The sequence below is a fragment of the Streptomyces krungchingensis genome, from assembly GCF_054729265.1.
In genome coordinates this window covers 1505336-1526030 of record NZ_JBPUKY010000001.1, presented here as the reverse complement: position 1 = coordinate 1526030, position 20695 = coordinate 1505336, and the positions used below count along the sequence as shown (strand labels likewise).

Here is a 20695-nt window from a genome sequence, read left to right as displayed (position 1 = left end):
ACGAGCCTCGACGGATCACCCCCGCGTCGGCGGGGAGGACCCCGCACCTTCTTGTCTAACGGCGTAGCCGAACGGATCACCCCCGCGTCGGCGGGGAGGACCAGCTCAGGCCCCGGTTCTTCAGCTCGATGGCCGGATCACCCCCGCGTCGGCGGGGAGGACGTAGCCTCCGCGATGTCTCGGTTACCGCATCCTGGATCACCCCCGCGTCGGCGGGGAGGACAAGCCCAGCACCCGTGGCCCGAAGAGGTGTACCGGATCACCCCCGCGTCGGCGGGGAGGACGACGCCCCCACGGCCGGTGACATCAACGTCGACGGATCACCCCCGCGTCGGCGGGGAGGACATGACCGGGCAGGTGAAGATGCCGCCGTCGTGCGGATCACCCCCGCGTCGGCGGGGAGGACTCCATGGCCTTGAGGCCGGTCTGGTCGAGCTGCGGATCACCCCCGCGTCGGCGGGGAGGACTTGCGGGCCTGCTCCTGCACCTCGGCGGGCAGCGGATCACCCCCGCGTCGGCGGGGAGGACACGTGCTGCGGCCACACCGTCCAACCCCGGATCGGATCACCCCCGCGTCGGCGGGGAGGACGTCAAGTGGGGCGGCTTCTCGTTCTCCGACGACGGATCACCCCCGCGTCGGCGGGGAGGACGTGCGCTGCCCGAGGATCCCCTGAAGTTTCTGCGGATCACCCCCGCGTCGGCGGGGAGGACTGATTGCCGTAAGGCCCGCCGGACGTGGCGGACGGATCACCCCCGCGTCGGCGGGGAGGACAGCGCCGCCGACAACGGAGACGTCAAGGTCACCGGATCACCCCCGCGTCGGCGGGGAGGACACTTCCTGACCAGCGTATTAGGAGTGGCTTTGCCGTCCCTTTGCTGATGCTGTGGCCTGGGTATGGCGGGGTGTGTGGTGCATGTCGGCACTCTAGCTGCCTTCGCGGTCCGTTTCTGGTGTCGGTGGTCTGTGTTTGGATCTGCGCAACCGGATGAGCGTGCAGGGGGGTTGGGGATGTCAAGAGTGATGGATGAGGGGCCGGACGAGTCGGTCTGGGGGAAGTCGCGGGGTCTGGATCCGGAACTGCCTCCGTACCCGTTGGTCAGGCATCTTCTGGACACAGCCGCGATGGCGCTGCATCTGTGGGATGCGTACCTGTCGGACAACCAGCGGCGCAGTATCGCCGAGGGGATGGGGTTCGCAGGCGAGCTGGAGAAGGCGCGTGGGGTGGTCGGCTTGTGCGCCGGGCTGCACGACATCGGCAAGCTGTCGGGGTTTCAGTTCTGTTCCCGGTACGGGGCCGAAAATCTTGGGGCGCTGCTGAGCGCGGACCGTGCGCAGATGGGTGGTGAGTGGTTGGGGCATGACGTGGCCGGGATGCGGGTGGCTGCGGACGTGCTGGCGGTGCTGGGGTTTGACGACGACGGCGAGACGGTGGCTGCGGAGAGGGTTGCGGAGATCATCGGTGGTCACCATGGCCGGTACCACCGCAACGAGGGCGGGAGCGGTTCGCCGTTCCTGGGAGGACAGGCCTGGGCACGGCAGCGTGCTGCGCATGCGTCGGTGGTCTTCGACCTGCTGGGTTCTCCCGTGGCGCCGGAGTCGTTCAAGGCGGCGCCGGCTGTCTTGGCGACCGGAGTCGTTGTTCTGGCTGACTGGCTGGTCAGCCAGGAGGACTATCTGCGGCGCCAGCAGAAGACGCTGGAGCCGTCGCTCGAGGCGCACTTCGCCCAGTCGGGGGCGGATGCCGTCGGCCTGCTGGCCGATGCCGGTCTGGTGCCCGTGCCGTTGCAGCGCACGGGTTTTGCTGAGGCGTACGGGATCAAGGGGGAGCCGAATCCTCTGCAGCAGTCGGTCATGGACGAGTTGCCGGACGCCGTAAGGGGTGGAGGGAAGGGCGGGATTCTCCTGGTAACGGCTGCTCCGGGGGACGGGAAGAGCGAGACCGCTCTGGAGGCCGAGCGGGTGCTGTCGGCCCATTTCGGCACACGGGGGTTTGTGTTCCTGCTGCCGACGATGGCGACGAGTGACCAGATGCACGACAGGGTTGCCCAGGCGTTGCTGAGGCAGTCCGGTCGGGGTGCGGGGCTGACTCTGGTGCACAGCATGGCCTGGCTCAACAGCGCCTACTCGGATGAGTCCTTGACCGCGGGGCAGGGTGTGGTGACCTGTGACGGGGAGGAGGGGCAGCCGGCGAGGGAACGTGCGGTGGCGGACATGCGGCCACGGCAGTGGTTGCGCGGCCCCAAGCGTCCGCTGCTGTCGCAGTTCGCGGTGGGCACGGTGGACCAGGCGCTGATGGCGGTGCTGCCGGTGCGGCACAACATGCTGCGGCTGCTGGCGCTGACGGGCAAGACGTTCATCGTGGATGAGGCGCATGCCTACGACCCTTACATGCAGGTGTTGTTGGGGCGGTTGCTGAACTGGCTGGGGGCGTTCGGTGTTCCGGTCGTCCTGTTGTCGGCGACCTTGCCGGCGTCGGTCAGTGACCGGTTGGTCAAGGAGTACCTGCAGGGGGCTGGGCACGATCAGCGGGTGCTGAAGAAGCGGTCGTTTCCCGCCCCGTATCCGGGCTGGGCCTATGTGGACGGTGCCGGCGGGCACGGTACGCAGATGTCTCCTGAGCGGCGGCAGGAGCAGGCCGGTGAGCGCCGGATGGCCCTGGAGGTGTGTGCGGAGCCGGTCGTCCACGGCGCGGGCGGGGTGCGTGAGCGGCTCGCGGTCATCGAGCGGCTGGTGGAACCGGTGGCTGTGGGGGAGGGCGGCAGCGTGCTGGTTGTCTGCAACACGGTCGGCGACGCCCAGCAGACGTATCAACGGCTGCGGGAACGGTTCGACGACCGTTCCCATGAGCAGGGCGGGATCGTGCAGTTGTTGCACGCCCGCTATCCCGGAGATGCCCGGGAGTCGCGGACACGGGGTGTCACGGACGGGCTGGGGCGTTCGGGGCCGCGTCCGGTGCGCCGGATCGTGGTGGCGACACAGGTCGTCGAACAGTCACTCGATCTGGATGCCGACATGGTGATCAGCGACCTGGCTCCTTTGGCCCTGTTGCTGCAGCGGGCCGGACGGTGCTGGCGGCACGAGAGCTGGTGGGCGCGGCATGGCCGTCCGGACGGTCGTGCCCGCCCCAATTGGGCGTGTGCACCGCGTCTGGTCGTCCTCGACCCGCTCACAGGCGGTGCTGGAGTGCCGAGGCATTGGGGTGAGGTGTACGCCGAGTTCCTGCTGCGCGCGACGTCGGCGAAGCTGGCCGGGCTCGCCGACGGTGTGATCTCCATTCCGGATGATGTTCAGGACCTGGTCGAGTCGGTGCATGGCACCGGCGCGGACTCGTTCGACTGGGACACCCCGGGCGGCCGGCAGAAGGCGGCGTGGAACGCCCACCGGGGAAAGGACCTCGCGGAGCGGGGCCAGGCCGGCCTGATCGCTGTTCCCCGCGCCAGGAGCGTGGCGGGACTGCACAACCTGCACAGCCTGCCGGGCAACGAGGACGAGTGGGAGGTCGCCACACGGCTGGGGGCGGACTCGGTGCGCCTGTTGTGCGCCTACGTTCAGGAGGACGGGCGAAAGACTCTCGACGTGGCCGGTGACGAGCCCGTCCCCGACCCGCCGACGGGACATCGAGTTGCGGCTGCCCTGGTGCGGGCGGTGATGCGGCGCACCATTGCGGTGCGAGGGGGCTGGCTTCCCGTTGAGGACACGGCTCTGTTCAACTCGCCGCAGTCGTGGGTGGAGCATCCGATGCTGAGCGACGTGCGCGTCCTGTACCAGCCGGTCACCGGGGGAGTGGTCCGCCCTGTCGCTGTCGGCGGCCGGTTGCTGCACCTGGACGCGGACCTGGGCCTGGTCCGGCGTTGATGTGAGCGGGCCCTGCTCCTCACCCCCGCGTCGGCGGGGAGAGGCTCTCCGAGCAGAGTGGCCCGTGCCCATCCACGGGAACACCCCCACACAGGGTGAGGAACAGCGCTTCCTGGACGGCCGGGCGGGGGCCTGGCGGTGCGGTGTCGTGCGGCCAACGCCGCGCCGATGAAACAAAGTTGGTTGGCGCTCCCGCTGGCGCACGTCGCGCATATCCCTTTCTTATACCCCACAGGTGTCCCCTGCCCTTCCACCTTCCCGGAACTTGTGCAGGCTGCTTCTCTCGTTGCTCTACTGGTCCCGCTCCGTCGCTCCAGGGGGCGTTGTCAGTGGGTGGTGCCACGATGCCAGGAGCGAGTCGGCCGACGGTTGGAGTCGTGCCGACTGCCGCGTTGAGCCGTTGCGCTTTTGGAGGAGGGGGCTGTTTGTGAGTGGGGGGTTCGACCTGCGGGATGAGCCGTGGATTCCTGTGCGGTTACTGACCGGGGCGTCGGTGCGGTTGGGGTTCCGGGGGTTGTTCAAGCAGGCGCATGAGATCGCGGATCTGGAGTTGGTGGTGCCGCCCGCGGCGGCAGGCCTGTTACGTGTCCTGGCCGCGATCACCGCGAGGATCGCTCAAGCCGGAGGCGTGTGCCTGGACGATGCGGGCGTCGCCCAGGACATCGACGACTGGCGTGCGCTGCGGCGGCGGGTGCTGAGCCAGGGCCGCTTCGATCCGGATGCGGTGGATGCCTACCTCGACACGAAGGTCCCGGCAGGCCGTTTCGATCTGTTCGACACGCACCGGCCCTTTCTGCAGGATCCCAGGCTCCGCACGGAGTGCGTGGATGCGAAGGGAACGCCGAATCCGTCCGGGGTGAACAAACTGGTCCTGGGCCGGCCCACGGGTGTCAACGGGGCAGTGCTGTTCGGGCATTTCACGGACACGGCGCCGGTCGCGGTGCCGGCTGCGGAGGCGGTCTGGCACCTGCTGGCGCAGTTGTACTTCGGGCCCTCGGGACAGTGCACACCCAGGCGGATCACCGAGCGGCGCACCGGCAGCGGTGATTCGGCACCGCTGCGCAAGTCCCTCTCGTACTTCGCCTGGGCACCGGATCTGTTCACGAGCCTGGTCCTCGCCGTTCCCGCCCCGCAGGCCGAGGCGGACTGGGAGGCGGAGGACGCCTGTCCCTGGGAGGAGGAACTGAACGCCCCGCTGGAGCCGCTTGCTGCCATGACCTGGCCGGGCCGCCTGCTCACCGGCCGCTTCCGTCACGCCGTGCTGCTGACACCGTCCGCCGACCGACGGTCGGTGACGGACGCCTACATCACCTGGTCGACGCATGAGACAGCACCCCCGGTCCGCGATCCGTATCAGATCCTCGACCGCCGCAAGGACGGGGCGTTCCAGCCGCGGGAGGCGGACGGGTCACGGGCGTTGTGGCGGGACATCGATTCCCTGCTGCTGAAGGACAGCAAGCAGGACGTGCAGCGTCCTTTGTGCCTGGAGGACCTCCCGAAACGGTTGCTGCCTGTTCTGCGGGTGCGGGCGTACGGGTTCGAGCAGGACGGCCAGCAGAAGGACAGTGTCTGGTTCCAGTCCACGACCCCTCCCGTCCTGCAGTGGCAGGAGGAGACCGATCCGCAGATGGCTCACCATGTCAGCCGCTGCCACCGTGCTGCCGAGGATGCCGGTTCCCGGCTCGACTTTGCCGCGAAGGTCGCCTGGCGGATCTCCACGGACGGGAACGCGGACACCTCCGCCCAGGCGAAGATCCGCATCGATCACCGCAAGCCCGGGCCGTGGGCGTCGGCGGCCCTGGCACGCTACTGGCCGTCCGCCGAGCAGGAGTTCTGGCGGCTGGCCACGCCCAAGCAGGCCGCCGCGCCGCTCGAGCGGCCGTTCGTCGAGGCGGCCCTGGCCGCGTTGGACGAGGCGATCGGCCCGGTCAACCGCGCCGACCTGCGGGTGGCACGCGCCCGCAGCCGCGCCCGGGCGATCCTCTCCGGCCTTCTGACCACCTCCCCGACAGCCTGACCCCGGCCGGCCCGCACGGTCTGTCTGCCGCGATCAGCCCCGATGCTGCCGGTTCCCCCTTCTTTTCGCCTTCCCAGGGATGTGCCATGACCCTTCCTGCTCCGGCGCCCCAGGCGCCGAAGAAACCCACCCGCCCCTCCGACCGCTTCGTGGCGTACGTGCACGAACTGTGCGAGTCGAAGGGAACCCGCGCCGCACTGCGCAAAGGCCTCGGCCTGCCCGTCGAACGGTGCAACTACCTGCACCGCTATCTCGTGCCGTGGATGCCCGAGCGCGTGCACCCCGATGCCAAGCGAGCCCACTACGCGGTGGCCGCGCTCATCGCCGCCCGCCCGCGCACGGCCCGCGACGCCCCGACGATGCGGCCGACCACGGAAGACGAAGCCACCCACTGGTACCAGCGCGCGAACCTCGGTGCGGCACTGGGCCAGGCCGTCAACAAGAAGGTGCTCAAGCCGGCCACCGCGGAGAGCGCCCTGCATCTGATGTCCCGGCAGAGCACCGACGCCATCCACCCGGGCCTGCCCGCCCTGACCCGGCAACTCCTGCGGGACGGCATCGACGTGGACTGGGCCGTCCTTCTGGAGGACCTGGCCTGGTGGAACCGGGCCCGGGACCAGATCGCCACCCGATGGCTCGAAAGCTACTTCCGCATCACCAGCGCCCCACAGGCAGCCGACCACGACCTGCCCCCCGAGACCCCTGCCCCGAGCGAGGAGAACAACTCATGAGCCTCTACCTGGACTTCAGCGCCCTGCAGTCGGTGCCGGCCGCGAACCTCAACCGGGACGATCTCGGTTCCCCCAAGCAGGTGCGCTACGGCAACACCGCGCGCATCCGCGTCTCCAGCCAGTCCTGGAAGCGGGTCATCCGTCACGGTGTCGAACAGGACCTCGGCGAGAAGGCCGCTCGTACCCGCATGGTGCCCGTCAAGCTCAAGCAGGCACTCGAGCGGGCCGGATGGCCGGCCGAGCTGGCGGCGTTCGCCGGGGCACAGGTCGCCGCCAGCGCCGGGAAGAAGGGCATCGGCACCGAGAAGGAAGGCCACACCTCCGTCCTGCTGTTCCTGCCCGAGGCGGCCATCGACGAACTGGCCGCCGTGTGCGCCGAACACCGAGAAGCCCTGCAGAGCGGCCAGGGCAAGAAGAACCCTGGACAACTGCTGCCGCCGGCCCAGATCGAGGAGATCCTCAAACGGCGCACCGCGTCCATCAGCCTGCTCGGCCGCATGCTGGCCGAGCTGCCCAACGCCAACGTCGACGGCGCCGCCCAGGTCGCGCACGCCTTCACCACCCACACCGCCGAGCCGCAGCGCGACTACTTCACCGCCGTCGACGACTGGCTGGGCGAAGCCGAAACGGGAAGCGGCCACCTCGACACGGCCGAGTTCAGCGCGGGCGTCTTCTACCGCTACGCCACCGTCAACGTCGCCGACCTGGTCAAAAACCTGGAAGGCGACACGAAGGCGGCCCGCACCGTGCTGGGTTCGTTCGCCGAGCACTTCCTCCTCTCCCTGCCCCAGGCCAAGCGCAACAGCACCGCCCCGCACACCCTGCCCGACCTGGCCTACCTCGCCGTCCGCGAACACCGCCCACTGTCCCTGGCCGCCGCCTTCGAGACCCCGGTCACCGCCGACACCCGGGGAGGGTTCTCCAAGAACTCCCGCACCCAACTCGCCACCTATGCACACAGCATCAACCGGCTCACCGGCGACCGCAGCAGGCGCTTCCACGGCCACGCCACCATCGCCCCCGACGAGCACCTGACCGGCCTGGGCACCGAAACCGACTCCTACGACCAGCTGATCGAAGCCGCCCTCGAAGCTGCTCTGCCGCAGTCCGGAGCCCAGCAGTGAGCGGACTCCTCCTGCGGCTGGCCGGCCCCCTGCAGTCCTGGGGCGAGCGCTCCGCGTTCACCCCCGTCCGCGACACCGCGCCGTTTCCCACCCGCTCCGCACTAACCGGCCTGTTCGCCGCAGCCGAAGGCATCGGCCGCGGCGACAGCCGCATCGACGACTACCACGCCCTGCAGATCACCGTGCGCGTCGACCGCCCCGGCCTGCGCCTCACCGACTACCACACCGTCGGCGGCGGCCAGCCCAAGGCACGCACCGCCGCGACTAGCGCAGGCAGCAACAAAGGCGCCGCAGTGATCACCAGGCGCCACTACCTGTCCGACGCCGTCTTCGTCGTCGCCGTCAGCGGACCCGACCAGAACCTCACCCGCCTTGCCCGCGCACTGCGCCGCCCGCACTGGGCCCCCTACCTGGGCCGACGATCCTGCGTACCGGACGAACCGTTCGTCCTACGCAGCCACGTCGACGACCCCGAAGACGAACTCCTCACCCGCGTCCCCCTCAGCCGCAGCACCCCCCAACATCACGGCGAGGAAACGCACGACACGGTCCCCGTCGAATTCCTGCGCGAGCAGCCGCCCGCCGACGCCGCCTCACCGGCCGCCGACACCATCGACGTCAACGACATGCCGGTCAGCTTCGCCCCACACGGACGCAGCCACGGCGTACGCCGCCTGTACCGCACCGTCGAACAACTACCCGCAGCCCTCACCGGACCCCAGCCGCAACTGCTGCAGAGACTCATCGATTACGCCCAGGCCAAGGAACGCGCATGAACGACCACCCGGTGATCGCCCGCATCCGCCTCAACCCACACAGCCGCGACGTCCAACGCGACCTGCGCGACGCCACCCAGATGCACCGCACCGTGATGCGCACCGCACCTGACGGACTCGGAGAATCACCACGCCACCAGACCGGACTCCTCTACCGGCTGGAGGAGAGCGACACCTCCACCACACTCCTCGTCCAGGGCAACCACCTCGACCCGACACGCCTGCCCGCCGGCTACGGCAACGCCGAAGTCAAAAGCCTCGCACCCATGTTCTCCGCCCTGCGCAAAGGACTCGCCGTCCGCTACCGCATCGTCCTCAACCCCGCCAAGCGAGAACGCCTCCCACTTGAGGAGAAGAACAGACGCGGCAAGGTCATCGCCCTCTCCGGTGCGGACGCCGACCAATGGTGGCTGCGCCGCGCCGCAGACGCCGGCCTGCAACTACACCTCCTGACACCCACCAACCTCGACCCCGTACGACCGCGCGGCACGCAGGCGTCATCCATGCGGCACAGTCTGCTGCGCTACGACGGCACCGCCACCGTCACCGATCCCGACGCTCTCACCGACGCGATCCTGACCGGCATCGGCCGTGCAAAGCCCTACGGCGCGGGCCTGCTCTCCCTCGCCCCGGCCACCGCAGCATGAGCGCACCGGGCAGGGGCGGCGACGCGCGCAGACGCCTCGCCGCCCCCACCCTCGCCATGCTGCCCCGCGTCGCCGACTCCCTGTCGTTCCTCTACCTCGACATGGTCCGCGTCGTGCAGGACGACACCGGCGTCTGCGCACAGATCCAGGTCGCGGACAACCGCACTGATCTCGTCTACATCCCCACCGCCGCGCTGTCCTGCCTGCTGCTCGGTCCCGGTGTGTCCATCACGACGCCGGCGTTGACCACCCTCGCCCGCCACGGGACCAGCGTGGTGTGCGTGGGAGCAGGGGGAGTGCGGGCCTATGCCGGGATCCTGCCCGACTCCCTCACCACCCACTGGCTCGAGCAGCAGGTCGCCGCCTGGAGCGATCCCGCCCGCCGCCTCGATGTCGCCGTCCGCATGTACGGAATGCGCTTCCAAGACGCCGAACTACCCGAGACCGTCACCCTCGACCAGCTGCGCGGCATGGAAGGCCAGCGCATGAAAGCCCTGTACAAAATCCTGGCGCAGCAGCACGGGATCGGCCGCTTCCGCCGCAATTACCACCCCGACCAGTGGCAAGCCCAGGACCCCGTCAACCTCGCCCTGTCCGCCGCGAACACATGCCTCTACGGCATCGTCCACGCCGCACTGCTCGCGCTAGGCCTGTCACCAGCGCTCGGCTTCGTTCATGCAGGCACACAGCATGCCTTTGTGTACGACGTCGCTGACCTCTACAAGGCTCACACCACGCTTCCCGTGGCCTTCGCTCTCTATCAATCCACCAATCCCGAACAAGAAGCCCGGCGCCGCTTCCGTGAAAGCCTCCGTCTGGTGCGGCTGCTTCCTCACATCGTCCGCGACGTCCAAGCCCTCCTGACGCCTGGACGACAGGAAACGTCCGATGCCGACTGCGTAGCCGAAGACCGCAGCGAGCGCCGAGACGTCGAGATGGTCCACCTGTGGGATCCCAAAGCTGGTGTCCTGCCCGCAGGCATCAACTACGGTTCGGACGAATCCTGATGCCATCCATGCTCGTCATCGCCACAACAGCCGTACCGGACCACTTGCGTGGGGCCCTGAGCCGATGGACCAGCGAAGTCGTCCCCGGCATCTTCGTCGGAACTGTCTCTGCCCGTGTACGCGATCAACTCTGGCAAGCCGTCACAGAAACCGTCGGCAACGGTGCCGCCGTCCTCATCCACTCCGCTCCCACAGAGCAGGGCTACGCCATCCGTACAGCAGGGACTCGCCGCCGCGTTCCTGCAGACTTCGACGGCCTCACTCTCATCCGCATGACAGCCACTACCTCACAGGTAAAAACCGAGCAAACCTCTCCCTAAAGCACAGCTCGCGAAGGGTCCTCCCCGCCGGTGCGGGGGTGTTCCGTTGTTCTCGAGTTCGTTGACGGACGGGCCGACGTCCTCCCCGCCGGTGCGGGGGTGTTCCGTAGAAGCCGGGGTCGGTGACGCGGAGGGTGACGTCCTCCCCTCCGGTGCGGGGGTGTTCCGTCATCGCAAGGGGCTACCGAAGGAGCAGGGGCGTCCTCCCCGCCGGTGCGGGGGTGTTCCGCCGCTGTGCGGACTGCGGTAGATGCGGTCCACGTCCTCCCCGCCGGTGCGGGGGTGTTCCGCCACCCGCTGCTCCTCGGAGCTCAGGCCTGGGGTCCTCCCCGCCGGTGCGGGGGTGTTCCGCACGTGCGCATCGAGTCCAACCACCCGGCGACGTCCTCCCCGCCGGTGCGGGGGTGTTCCGACCGCGAGCCGACTCGCTTCGACTTCGAGCAGGTCCTCCCCGCCGGTGCGGGGGTGTTCCGCGATCCGATACGGGGTACACGGCGTCACCCCAGTCCTCCCCGCCGGTGCGGGGGTGTTCCGAAGATGACGCCGTCCAAGCCGGCGTCTAGCGGGTCCTCCCCGCCGGTGCGGGGGTGTTCCGAGCATGGAACTGACCCACACTCACCCCTCCCCGTCCTCCCCGTCGGTGCTGGGGTGTCCCGTCCCGCGTCGGCGGGGAGAACTCGGCCGTGAACGCGTCCACGGAGATCGACGGCGGATCACCCTCGCGTCGGCGGGGAGAACCGTCAGGTCGTTGTGTTCTCGCCTTGCCCAGCCGGATCACCCCCGCGTCGGCGGGGAGAACGTCGAAACCGACCTCGCCAAGGGCACCACCGGCGGATCACCCCCGCGTCGGCGGGGAGAACCACAGGACTGCTCGTCACTCATGTCCGGATCCTGGATCACCCCCGCGTCGGCGGGGAGAACCACGGCACCTGGCGGCGCCTGGCCATGCTCACCGGATCACCCCCGCGTCGGCGGGGAGAACGCGACAGCGGGCGGCGGCCCATAGGACTGCGGCGGATCACCCCCGCGTCGGCGGGGAGAACGATCCCGTTGACCTTCTCCCACGGCTCGTTCGCGGATCACCCCCGCGTCGGCGGGGAGAACTCGGCTACCGGGGAAGACATGGAGAACGCCTCCGGATCACCCCCGCGTCGGCGGGGAGAACCCCGGCGGGCCACCAGCCCGTCGCGGGTCAGGCGGATCACCCCCGCGTCGGCGGGGAGAACTGGTGGGGCGGCGACGAGGACGCCTCCCAGTCCGGATCACCCCCGCGTCGGCGGGGAGAACAGCAGCTCCTGCGCCCGCCGTACCTCGTCGGCCGGATCACCCCCGCGTCGGCGGGGAGAACACCGCTCCGGCAGCGAAGACGGTCGACCCCGACGGATCACCCCCGCGTCGGCGGGGAGAACCGTGCCCGGCACCGCCGCGCCGGGACCGGGAGCGGATCACCCCCGCGTCGGCGGGGAGAACGGCGACGACGGCTGGCTGCTGAACCCGGATGACGGATCACCCCCGCGTCGGCGGGGAGAACCGGATCGTCAGGCCGCCGAGGACGTCCGACTTCGGATCACCCCCGCGTCGGCGGGGAGAACTCGAGCGAGCAGAAGGCCGGCCGCGCGCCTGCCGGATCACCCCCGCGTCGGCGGGGAGAACTCAAAAGGCCTGTTGAACTGCGGATCTGACGGCGGATCACCCCCGCGTCGGCGGGGAGAACCTTTCCTGACCAGCGCGTTAGGAGTGGCTTTGCCGTCCCTTTACTGATGCTACGGTCTGGGCATAGTGGTGTGCGTGGTGCATGCCGGTACTTTATCCGGCTTTGCGGTCGGTATCTGGTGTCGGTGGTCTGTGTTTGGATCTGTTCCATGGACCGGACGAGTCGGTCTGGGCGAAGTCCTGGGGTTTGGATCCGGGACTGTCTTCGTATCCGTTGGTCAGGCGTCTTCTTGATACGGCCGCGATGGCGCTTCATCTGTGGGATGTGTACGCCACTGGTAGGAACGCCACGATGGATGACGAATCGCTGTCGGATTGGGCCGAGAGCGCGACGCGAAGAACGGCTGGGGCCTCATCCGGCCGGTCCTGACGCCCCCACAGGCGTGCGTTCTGGCGGTCGCTTCATGCCCAGGAGTTACGGACGTCCTCATCGCGGCTTCCAGTACGCCGCACTGGAGACAGGTGGCCGACGCCGTGGGCCACCCCTCCTTGACCGCCGCCGGGTTGAGGGAGCTCACTGATGTACTCGCTTCGCCCTGAACCCGGCGCCGAACAGCGCGTGCGCGCCCAGCACGCGCATGCTGCAGAGGCGTTGGGCGTCTAGACCGAGACCGGTGCGGAGTTGTGGGGGTGGGCCGGGCGTACCCCGTGTACCCCCGGCCCGCACCGCCGCCGGCGCCCGGGCGTGGCTTCGGCTGGTGTCCGCCCCGGCCGACAAGGCGTCGGGCAAGCTGTGGGACGGTGCCCTGGACGCACAGCACGCCTTTAGCGACCCTGACGGGCACCGACCGGTCCTCCTGGCCGTCCACGACGCTGTCGACGACGGCACCGCCTACCGGGCGGAACTGTCGGTGCGCGTCGATGAGCCCGTCCTGTCCCACGACCCGATCCTCCAGCACGACCTCCAGCTGCCGGACTCCTGGTCGCCACGACGTTGCAAAAAGTGTCAGCCGTCAGCACCGGCCGTGTCGCCGTACGGCAGCAGTACATGGACCGGGAAATTCCCCAGTTCGTCGGCATCCCGACACCCCCGCGACCTGCTGGACCACTGCTCACGCGGACGTGCACTGGGCAAACCTCACCGCATCCCCCTGCAGCCCTTGGACTGGGAGGGATGGGGGCGTGCTCCCGAGGGGTTCGACGCCGCCATGCTCTACGCCTACACGCTGCTCCAGCCGGACACCGCCGCCCGCGTCCGCGCAGCTTCCCCGTGCTGGGCAGCCCGGCTGGCCTCGCTGCCGAAGCGACCGTATGCGCCCAGCTCCTCCAGACCCTGGCCCACGGGGACAACCAGATCCTCGAAGCCCGGCTCCAAGCCTGGTCCGAGACGCTTCGTCGCGGATAGGCCCGCTGCATCCGGATCCGACGCGCTGATCGGGCCTTGACGTACCCCAATCGGGGTAACGCAGTGCGGCGCAGGGCACCCCGGCGCCCGTGGTCGGGGCGACCACGTGTGTGATTGGGACCTGTTCCCAGACCGTGATCGGTGGTCAGGGCTCATGGTCGCCGCTCTGGTGGGGGTCATTGGGTGAGCTGGCGGCATGCGCCACACACGTCTGGGCATTCGCCCGTTCCCGCAGACTCCCGACCATTGGGACGCGAAGCACGCCCGCGCCCTGCGCACCGGCCATCACCTCAGCAGCGCGTGCGACGACGACTGCGACCCCGTCCTCGTGAGAGAACGAACGCGCTTCGGCTGGCTCGCCTGGACCGTCACCCCAGACGGCACCCTGCCTGAGGTCCCCCACGAGATCGCCGTCATCGCCCCCGGCACCACACGCACCCAGCGCGCCCTGCTGCAACGCCTGACCAGACGCCCGGCCCTACGCCTCGCCAGGCGGGCACTTCCGGGCTCGATACACCGGTCCACCGTCTGCGCCGCCATCGTCAGCCTGCTCGCCGGCCTGGCCGCGATCCACGCCGGCCTCGCCGTCGACGTGGCCCTGCCCGCAATGGCGCTCATCCCATTTCTCATCGAGCGCCTGGCGGACCTCCTGGACGCCAAGACCGACGAGCGCATCCGCCACGTCCAGGGTGAGGCCGCCTGCCGCTACACACACCGCCTCGCGACCCTCCAGAACCGCCTCGACCAGCTCGGCGTCCGCAGCGATGCCTACGAACTGCAGCGCGCGGCCGAGATCGGCCACGGCCTGCTCTGGGACGCCGCAACCCTGCTCCAGGACCAGGACACCCGCTCCGCCTCCTCCGCGCTGATCGCCCGAGAGATGCTGATGCTCCGGCTCGTGGACCACGCCGTGAAGTTCAGCGATGGCGCGCTGTAGGACCGCCAACGGGTGGGCCCCGTGGAGCATCTGTGGGGTGGCTTTGTAGGTGATGCCGGAAAGCGCGGGGGCTCAGGCAGGGCAGAGCTCGTCGAGATCGTCCGCAGGATTCTTTCGGCCGACCCGGAGTGCGCCCACTACCTGCGGTTGATTACAGCGAACGTGGCTCACCCTGGAGTCAGTGACCTGATCTTTCATCCATCGGACGACCTCCAGGGCGCGTCGGCAGAGGAGATCGTCGACGAGGCCCTGAGATACCGGCCGATCGCACTTTGACACGGACGGGACTGATCGTCCTGGCCCTGCTGATGGGCAGGGACACATCTCTTGCGCCATCTCTTGCGGCTCCTCCTGCGACATCTCTTGCGGCATCTCTTGCGCGAGAACGGAAGCCGATACCGGCATACGCGCAGCTCATCCCAGGGTCCCGCGCGTGGTCGGGGCGCTGACATCCCCTCTGGAGCCGCTTTTCCCAGGCCGGTTGAAGATGAGTGGGGGAGGCGGGGTGGGCGCAGTCGAGCACCACCCTCAGGGATTTCGGAGACCGCTGGTGTATGCCGGATAGCACGGCCGCCGCGCCAGCCCCCGTGGCGCTCAGGCGGGTCTCGCGTAGCGCTCCCGCTCAAATCGTTCGCGGACCGCCCACATCGAACAGGCCCTGGCGAGCCCCGGCCCTTCACTCACCACGTTCTGGGCGCTTCTCCTCATGACCGAGTTCGCTGAGACCGACCTCTACTACGCCGCCTTTCGTCCCGGGATCCCTGACACCGCTGCCCGGCTGCTCACCGAGACGGTCGCTGACCGGCACCGTCCGCTACTGCTGGATCTCGGCTCCGGCACGGGCCAGGTACCCTTCGCCCTCCACCAAGCGTTCGCGGAGATCGACGTCGTCGAGAGGCATGCCGGATGCTCGCCGAAGCAAACAAGGCGCTCGCTGACCTTCCGGTCGTCACGGTGCGCCTGTACAACACCACTGCCGAACAGTTCAGGTGGACCGTCAGCCGGCAAGGCCGCCCCAGATGCGGCGGCCGTCATGAGCGCCCGCCCGGCCTGCGCCTGCACGGGCTCGGGCCGCAACCTGCGGCCGCGCCTTGAGCACTTCGACTCCGTGCCGCCTGCCGAGCGGAGCCGGGGTTCGCCCGGCTATGCATCTCGGGGGCGAACTGGAGCGTGACTGCGAAGCGATGGCCGGAGCCGGGCGGGAGGCGCTGGCCGACATCCGGCGCGCCTCAGCTGACGCCTCGGCTGCCGTGGTGCGGGTGGTGGGAGCAGTAGACCGGCATCACTCTCGGGCCCCCGGCCCAGGCCTCGGTCATGGACCTGCCCCAGGAGCAGTTCGAGGAAGAAGCACGGGCCCGGCACGCGCAGGTCGCGTGCAGCTGATCCGTCGGTGGACGTGGTGTGGCGCCAGCGCCCTCGGGGAACTGGTGAGGGGTCTGCCCCAGGACGAGCGGGAGCAGATCGCCCGAGTGCTTCGAGCACAGGCCAGGTGCGGATCTCGTCGAGGGTGGCGGGTGGTTCACGGATGCGGGCTCCTACGGGATCAGGACCCGGCCCAGCACACGGAAACAACCACGCACCGTGTTGTTGGTCCGTGGTTGTCCTGCTGCTCCCAGCGTACGTTCGTGTTCACGGGCGACCAGAGGATTCGGGGATGTACAGCATCGATCTGAGCTGGGGGTTTAGGCGATTCGGTTAATCAGGCAGCAGGAGGATCCGAGGGCGCTGTCAGAGGGTTCATCAAACCTGCCTGTCAGGCGCCTGATCAGACTCCAGGCAGGGCCTCGGCCCAGGGGTTTCTCGCGCAGCCGGTCACTGACCCGTCAGTCCCCGGCAGAGGGCTCCGCGATGACAAAGGTGCCCTTGGCGGGGAGAGTGGCGACGAGTCCGCGCTCCCGCAGCTCCCGCACTACCCGACGCCACGTTCCGATGCTTGTGGAGTAGAGCGTCAGGGCCTCTCGCTCGCCGGGCAGCCGGGCCCCGAGGGGCAGCCTGCCGGCGGCGATGTCGGCGGCGACGGCGTCGGCAATGCGTACGTACTCGTACCTCGGAAGGTTGGCCATGATTCCCACCCTGACGCGGTGGAGTGCACCCGGCATCTTAGGGACGCGTCCGGACGCGGTGGAACGCAATAGGCCGCAAGGGGACGCAGTAAGACGCAGTTCGCGCTACGTTGGGCGACAGAGGTCGACCCCGGGGCCCTGCCAGGCCGCCGGGGTCGCAGCCGACGCTTCGAGGGAGCGACGACATGACGCAACGTACAGTCCCGCAGTCGACTGGTGAAAAGTTCCTGCCGCTGGATGTGGAGACCCTGCGGGAGACGGCGCGGCGATTGTTGGCCGAGGACGCCGAACAACCCGCGAACGAGGAGCTGTTGAACCTTCAGTTCCTCCTGCGGGATCACATCGGGCAGCTTGTGCCCGAGGTGGCGACGGTGGCCCTGGGCCTGCCCTGCGACGACGTGCACCGGACCTGCGCACAGGCGTGCATCGGAGAGGCCCAGATGCGGCTCCGTCTCGGCGCCGGGGATAACGACCGGGTGCGCCGGGCCGTGGCGGTGCGGCTGGCCCGGTCGGTCAAGGCGCTGTGCGATCACCTGGACCGGATGAGCGGGGTGAGCGCGTGAGTGCCACGCAGCGGGTGTGCCGGGCTTGCGACCAGGTGATTGAGGACCCGGCGGATGTGGTGCTGGTGACGCATGAGCCGGGTAACTCGGGTCCGGGCTGGGACATTTATGCGCACCGTGATCACGTGGACGACGTGGAGCTGATCGACCCGGACCTGCTTCGGATCATGATGCGGATCTGGACTGCACGGATGCAGTAGCCCCAATATCCCAGAGCCCGGCCGGGACGCTATTCGGCCGGGCTCTGTCGTATGTGCTCGGGTCTCAACCCCATTGAGGTAAACGCCATCAGCGTCGAGCGGTCCTGGACTGCGGAGGCGGTGATCGGCGACCGTCGAGTTGAAGGAGAGCCGGTGCTCGACCGCTGGAGGGCGACCGTCGCGGTGAACGTTTCGGTGAGACTGCCGACGTGCAGCCGGTCGGAGACGGTCATTGGACGGCCGGTGCGCAGGTCGGCTGTTCCGGCGGTCTCGGCCCACCAGCCGCAGGCGAGCTGGCCGTGCGGTCGGCTCCGACGATGTGGTCGCGTGTGGTGAGGGTGTTGAGCGCCCGGCGCCCCTTGTCGTGGGCGGCCGGCCGTGCGTCCCCTGCCGGGGCGGTGGACAGCACCGGTGCCGCCGCCAGGGCTGCGAGGCCGGGGTGTAAGTCCGGCGCGGGGTTCAGGGAGAACGTTGCCGTGCGTCATCAGGCTGGGCGCGGGGCAGGAGTCGATCACTCCGGCAAGCAGGCACTTCCGGTGTGAGGGCGGCCCCAGCACGCTTCGGTCGCCGAGACGACCCGGTTGCGGGACCGACAGGTGCACGACACCAGACTGGCACCGTTCGTTTTCTTGAATCGTTCGTGTTTATGAGGGTAGGTTCGGTGCCATGACCGCATCCCGGAATCCGTCCACCGCCCAGGAGCTGCGCGGTGCCGGCCTGCGGGTGACGGCGGCCCGCGTGGCACTGCTGGAAACCGTCCGGGGCGGTGATCACCTCGGTGTCGAGGCGATCGCCTCCGGCGTGCGCGACCGCGTGGGTCACATATCAACACAAGCCGTGTACGACGCTCTCCACGCGCTCACCGCGGCGGGACTCATACGCCGCATCGAGCCGGCCGGGAGTCCGGCTCGCTTCGAGGGACGTGTGGGGGACAACCACCACCACGTCGTGTGCCGTTCGTGCGGGGCGGTCGCCGACGTCGACTGTGCGGTCCGTGAGGCTCCGTGCCTCACCGCGTCCGAAGACCACGGTTTCGCCATCGACGAGGCCGAGGTCATCTACTGGGGCCTGTGCTCCGCCTGCTCTGCCGCCGCCTAGTAACCGATTAGTTCCTGAACAACGTGATCCGCCCAGCCCGGAAGGATTCCCATGTCTGAGAACCATGACGCAATCGTCGCTGACGCGAAATCGGAGGGCGAGGGCGGCTGCCCGGTCGCGCACGGCCGTGCCGCGCACCCGACCCAGGGTGGCGGGAACCGCCAGTGGTGGCCGGATCGCCTCAACCTGAAGATTCTTGCCAAGAACCCCGCCGTGGCCAACCCGCTCGGCGAGGAGTTCGACTACGCCGAGGCGTTCAGCGGCCTCGACCTCGCCGCCGTGAAGCGGGACATCGCCGAGGTCCTCACCGATTCCCAGGACTGGTGGCCCGCCGACTTCGGCAACTACGGCCCGCTGATGATCCGTATGGCCTGGCACAGCGCGGGCACCTACCGCATCAGCGACGGCCGCGGCGGCGCCGGCGCCGGCCAGCAGCGCTTCGCCCCGCTGAACAGCTGGCCGGACAACGGCAACCTGGACAAGGCCCGCCGCCTGTTGTGGCCGGTCAAGAAGAAGTACGGCAAGAGCCTGTCGTGGGCCGACCTGATGGTCCTCACCGGCAATGTCGCGCTGGAGACGATGGGCTTCGACACCTTCGGCTTCGGCGGCGGCCGTGCCGACGTGTGGGAGGCCGAGGAGGACGTCTACTGGGGTCCCGAGACCACCTGGCTCGACGACCAGCGCTACACCGGCGACCGTGAGCTGGAGAACCCGCTCGGCGCGGTCCAGATGGGCCTGATCTACGTCAACCCGGAGGGCCCGAACGGCAACCCGGACCCGATCGCCGCGGCGCGCGACATCCGTGAGACGTTCCGCCGGATGGCGATGAACGACGAGGAGACCGTCGCCCTCATCGCCGGTGGTCACACCTTCGGCAAGACCCACGGCGCCGGCCCGGCGGACAACGTCGGCGCCGACCCCGAGGCCGCCCCGATCGAGGCGCAGGGCCTCGGCTGGGCCAGCACCTATGGCACCGGCAAGGGCGGCGACGCGATCACGTCCGGCCTGGAGGTCACCTGGACCACCACGCCGACCCAGTGGAGCAACGGGTTCTTCAAGAACCTGTTCGAGTACGAGTACGAGCTCAGCCAGAGCCCGGCCGGTGCCCACCAGTGGGTGGCGAAGGACGCCGCGGAGATCATCCCCGACGCGCACGACGCGTCGAAGAAGCGCCTCCCGACGATGCTCACCACCGACCTGTCGCTGCGCTTCGACCCGATCTACGAGCCGATCGCGCGCCGGTTCTACGAGAACCCGGAGGAGTTCGCGGACGCCTTCGCCCGCGCCTGGTACAAGCTGACCCACCGCGACATGGGCCCGAAGTCGCTGTACCTCGGCCCGGAGGTCCCCGAGGAGACCCTGCTGTGGCAGGACCCGCTGCCGCAGGCCGAGGGCGAGGCCATCGACGCCGCCGACGTCGCGGCCCTGAAGGCCAAGCTCCTTGAGTCGGGCCTGACCGTCTCGCAGCTGGTCTCGACCGCGTGGGCGTCGGCCTCCACCTTCCGCGGCAGCGACAAGCGCGGCGGCGCCAACGGCGGGCGCATCCGCCTGGAGCCGCAGCGCGGCTGGGAGGCCAACGACCCCGACCAGCTCGCCTCGGTGCTGCGCACCCTGGAGGGCATCCAGCGCGAGTTCAACTCCGGTGCCAAGAAGGTCTCCTTGGCCGACCTGATCGTGCTCGGCGGCTCCGCCGCCGTGGAGAAGGCCGCCAAGGACGCCGGCATCACCGTCGAGGTCCCGTTCGCCGCGGGCCGTGTCGACGCGACCGAGGAGCACACCGACGCGGAGTCCTTCGCCGCACTGGAGCCGACCTCCGACGGGTTCCGCAACTACCTCGGCAAGGGCAACCGCCTGCCGGCCGAGTACCTGCTGCTGGACCGGGCGAACCTGCTCACCCTCAGCGCCCCCGAGCTGACGGTCCTGGTCGGTGGCCTGCGTGTGCTGGGCGCCAACCACCAGCAGTCGAAGCACGGTGTCCTGACCGAGACGCCGGGCGTGCTGACCAACGACTTCTTCGTCAACCTGCTCGACCTGGGCACGACGTGGAAGTCGACCTCCGAGGACCAGACCACGTTCGAGGGCCGTGACGCCTCCGGCGCGGTCAAGTGGACCGGCACCCGTGCCGACCTCGTGTTCGGCTCGAACTCCGAGCTGCGCGCGCTCGCCGAGGTCTACGCGAGTGACGACGCGAAGGAGAAGTTCGTGAACGACTTCGTCGCCGCGTGGTCGAAGGTCATGGACCTCGACCGGTTCGACCTGGTCTGACGGCACCGGGTGTCCGGGCCGGCCCACCGGCCG

At 69.2% G+C, this 20695-nt stretch carries 15 protein-coding genes and 2 CRISPR repeat arrays (1 of these 17 only partly in view); of the genes, 14 read left to right on the top strand and 1 reads right to left on the bottom strand.

Annotated features, from left to right (window positions below; all coding sequences use genetic code 11):
* A CRISPR array of direct repeats spans positions 1–833; the repeat unit is 29 nt; unit sequence CGGATCACCCCCGCGTCGGCGGGGAGGAC (it extends 965 nt beyond the left edge of the window).
* A 176-nt stretch (positions 834–1009) separates the two neighbouring features.
* The 10 genes from cas3 to ACSYGO_RS06915 all read left to right on the top strand — a co-directional run bounded on the left by cas3 (position 1010) and on the right by ACSYGO_RS06915 (position 14749).
* The gene (gene cas3 / locus ACSYGO_RS06960) at positions 1010–3856 is read left to right on the top strand and encodes a CRISPR-associated helicase Cas3' (RefSeq protein WP_460386140.1); all 2847 of its coding nucleotides are present in this window, start codon (positions 1010–1012) and stop codon (positions 3854–3856) included.
* A 427-nt stretch (positions 3857–4283) separates the two neighbouring features.
* Complete coding sequence (gene casA / locus ACSYGO_RS06955) at positions 4284–5873, top strand: type I-E CRISPR-associated protein Cse1/CasA (protein ID WP_460386139.1); 1590 nt, start codon at positions 4284–4286, stop codon at positions 5871–5873.
* Positions 5874–5959: 86 nt separating this feature from the next.
* Positions 5960–6604, top strand: coding sequence for a type I-E CRISPR-associated protein Cse2/CasB (gene casB, locus ACSYGO_RS06950; RefSeq protein WP_460386138.1), 645 nt, complete (start codon positions 5960–5962; stop codon positions 6602–6604).
* A complete protein-coding gene (gene cas7e, locus ACSYGO_RS06945) occupies positions 6601–7728 on the top strand; it encodes a type I-E CRISPR-associated protein Cas7/Cse4/CasC (RefSeq protein WP_460386137.1) in 1128 nt (375 codons plus the stop codon). Before casB ends, cas7e begins: the two co-directional genes overlap by 4 nt.
* A complete protein-coding gene (cas5e, locus tag ACSYGO_RS06940; RefSeq protein ID WP_460386136.1) occupies positions 7725–8504 on the top strand; it encodes a type I-E CRISPR-associated protein Cas5/CasD in 780 nt (259 codons plus the stop codon). The genes cas7e and cas5e overlap by 4 nt, the downstream gene beginning before the upstream one ends.
* Positions 8501–9151, top strand: a complete 651-nt coding sequence (cas6e, locus tag ACSYGO_RS06935; protein WP_460386134.1) for a type I-E CRISPR-associated protein Cas6/Cse3/CasE — start codon at positions 8501–8503, stop codon at positions 9149–9151. Before cas5e ends, cas6e begins: the two co-directional genes overlap by 4 nt.
* Positions 9152–9207: 56 nt before the next feature.
* The gene (cas1e, locus tag ACSYGO_RS06930; protein ID WP_460389677.1) at positions 9208–10158 is read left to right on the top strand and encodes a type I-E CRISPR-associated endonuclease Cas1e; all 951 of its coding nucleotides are present in this window, start codon (positions 9208–9210) and stop codon (positions 10156–10158) included.
* Complete coding sequence (gene cas2e / locus ACSYGO_RS06925) at positions 10158–10478, top strand: type I-E CRISPR-associated endoribonuclease Cas2e (protein ID WP_460386133.1); 321 nt, start codon at positions 10158–10160, stop codon at positions 10476–10478. Before cas1e ends, cas2e begins: the two co-directional genes overlap by 1 nt.
* A 709-nt stretch (positions 10479–11187) precedes the next feature.
* Positions 11188–12192: direct repeats of the CRISPR family, unit length 29 nt; unit sequence CGGATCACCCCCGCGTCGGCGGGGAGAAC.
* Positions 12193–13732: 1540 nt separating this feature from the next.
* Positions 13733–14473: a hypothetical protein gene (locus ACSYGO_RS06920; RefSeq protein WP_460386132.1), complete on the top strand. Its 741-nt coding sequence runs from the start codon at positions 13733–13735 to the stop codon at positions 14471–14473.
* Positions 14474–14494: 21 nt separating this feature from the next.
* On the top strand, positions 14495–14749 hold the full coding sequence (locus ACSYGO_RS06915; RefSeq protein ID WP_460386131.1) for a bacteriocin immunity protein: 255 nt from the start codon (positions 14495–14497) through the stop codon (positions 14747–14749).
* A 1547-nt stretch (positions 14750–16296) separates the two neighbouring features.
* Here the strand turns inward: ACSYGO_RS06915 and ACSYGO_RS06910 are convergent.
* A complete protein-coding gene (locus ACSYGO_RS06910; protein WP_460386130.1) occupies positions 16297–16536 on the bottom strand; it encodes a GntR family transcriptional regulator in 240 nt (79 codons plus the stop codon).
* A gap of 185 nt (positions 16537–16721) precedes the next feature.
* On the opposite strand from ACSYGO_RS06910, the gene ACSYGO_RS06905 reads away from it, so the two are divergent.
* From ACSYGO_RS06905 to katG, 4 genes are all read left to right on the top strand, one after another.
* Complete coding sequence (locus ACSYGO_RS06905; protein ID WP_460386129.1) at positions 16722–17099, top strand: DUF6415 family natural product biosynthesis protein; 378 nt, start codon at positions 16722–16724, stop codon at positions 17097–17099.
* On the top strand, positions 17096–17299 hold the full coding sequence (locus ACSYGO_RS06900; protein WP_460386128.1) for a hypothetical protein: 204 nt from the start codon (positions 17096–17098) through the stop codon (positions 17297–17299). The genes ACSYGO_RS06905 and ACSYGO_RS06900 overlap by 4 nt, the downstream gene beginning before the upstream one ends.
* Positions 17300–17965: 666 nt before the next feature.
* Positions 17966–18397, top strand: a complete 432-nt coding sequence (locus ACSYGO_RS06895; RefSeq protein WP_345657490.1) for a Fur family transcriptional regulator — start codon at positions 17966–17968, stop codon at positions 18395–18397.
* Between the two features lie 51 nt (positions 18398–18448).
* Positions 18449–20662, top strand: a complete 2214-nt coding sequence (katG, locus tag ACSYGO_RS06890; RefSeq protein ID WP_460386127.1) for a catalase/peroxidase HPI — start codon at positions 18449–18451, stop codon at positions 20660–20662.
* Positions 20663–20695: the final 33 nt, after the last annotated feature.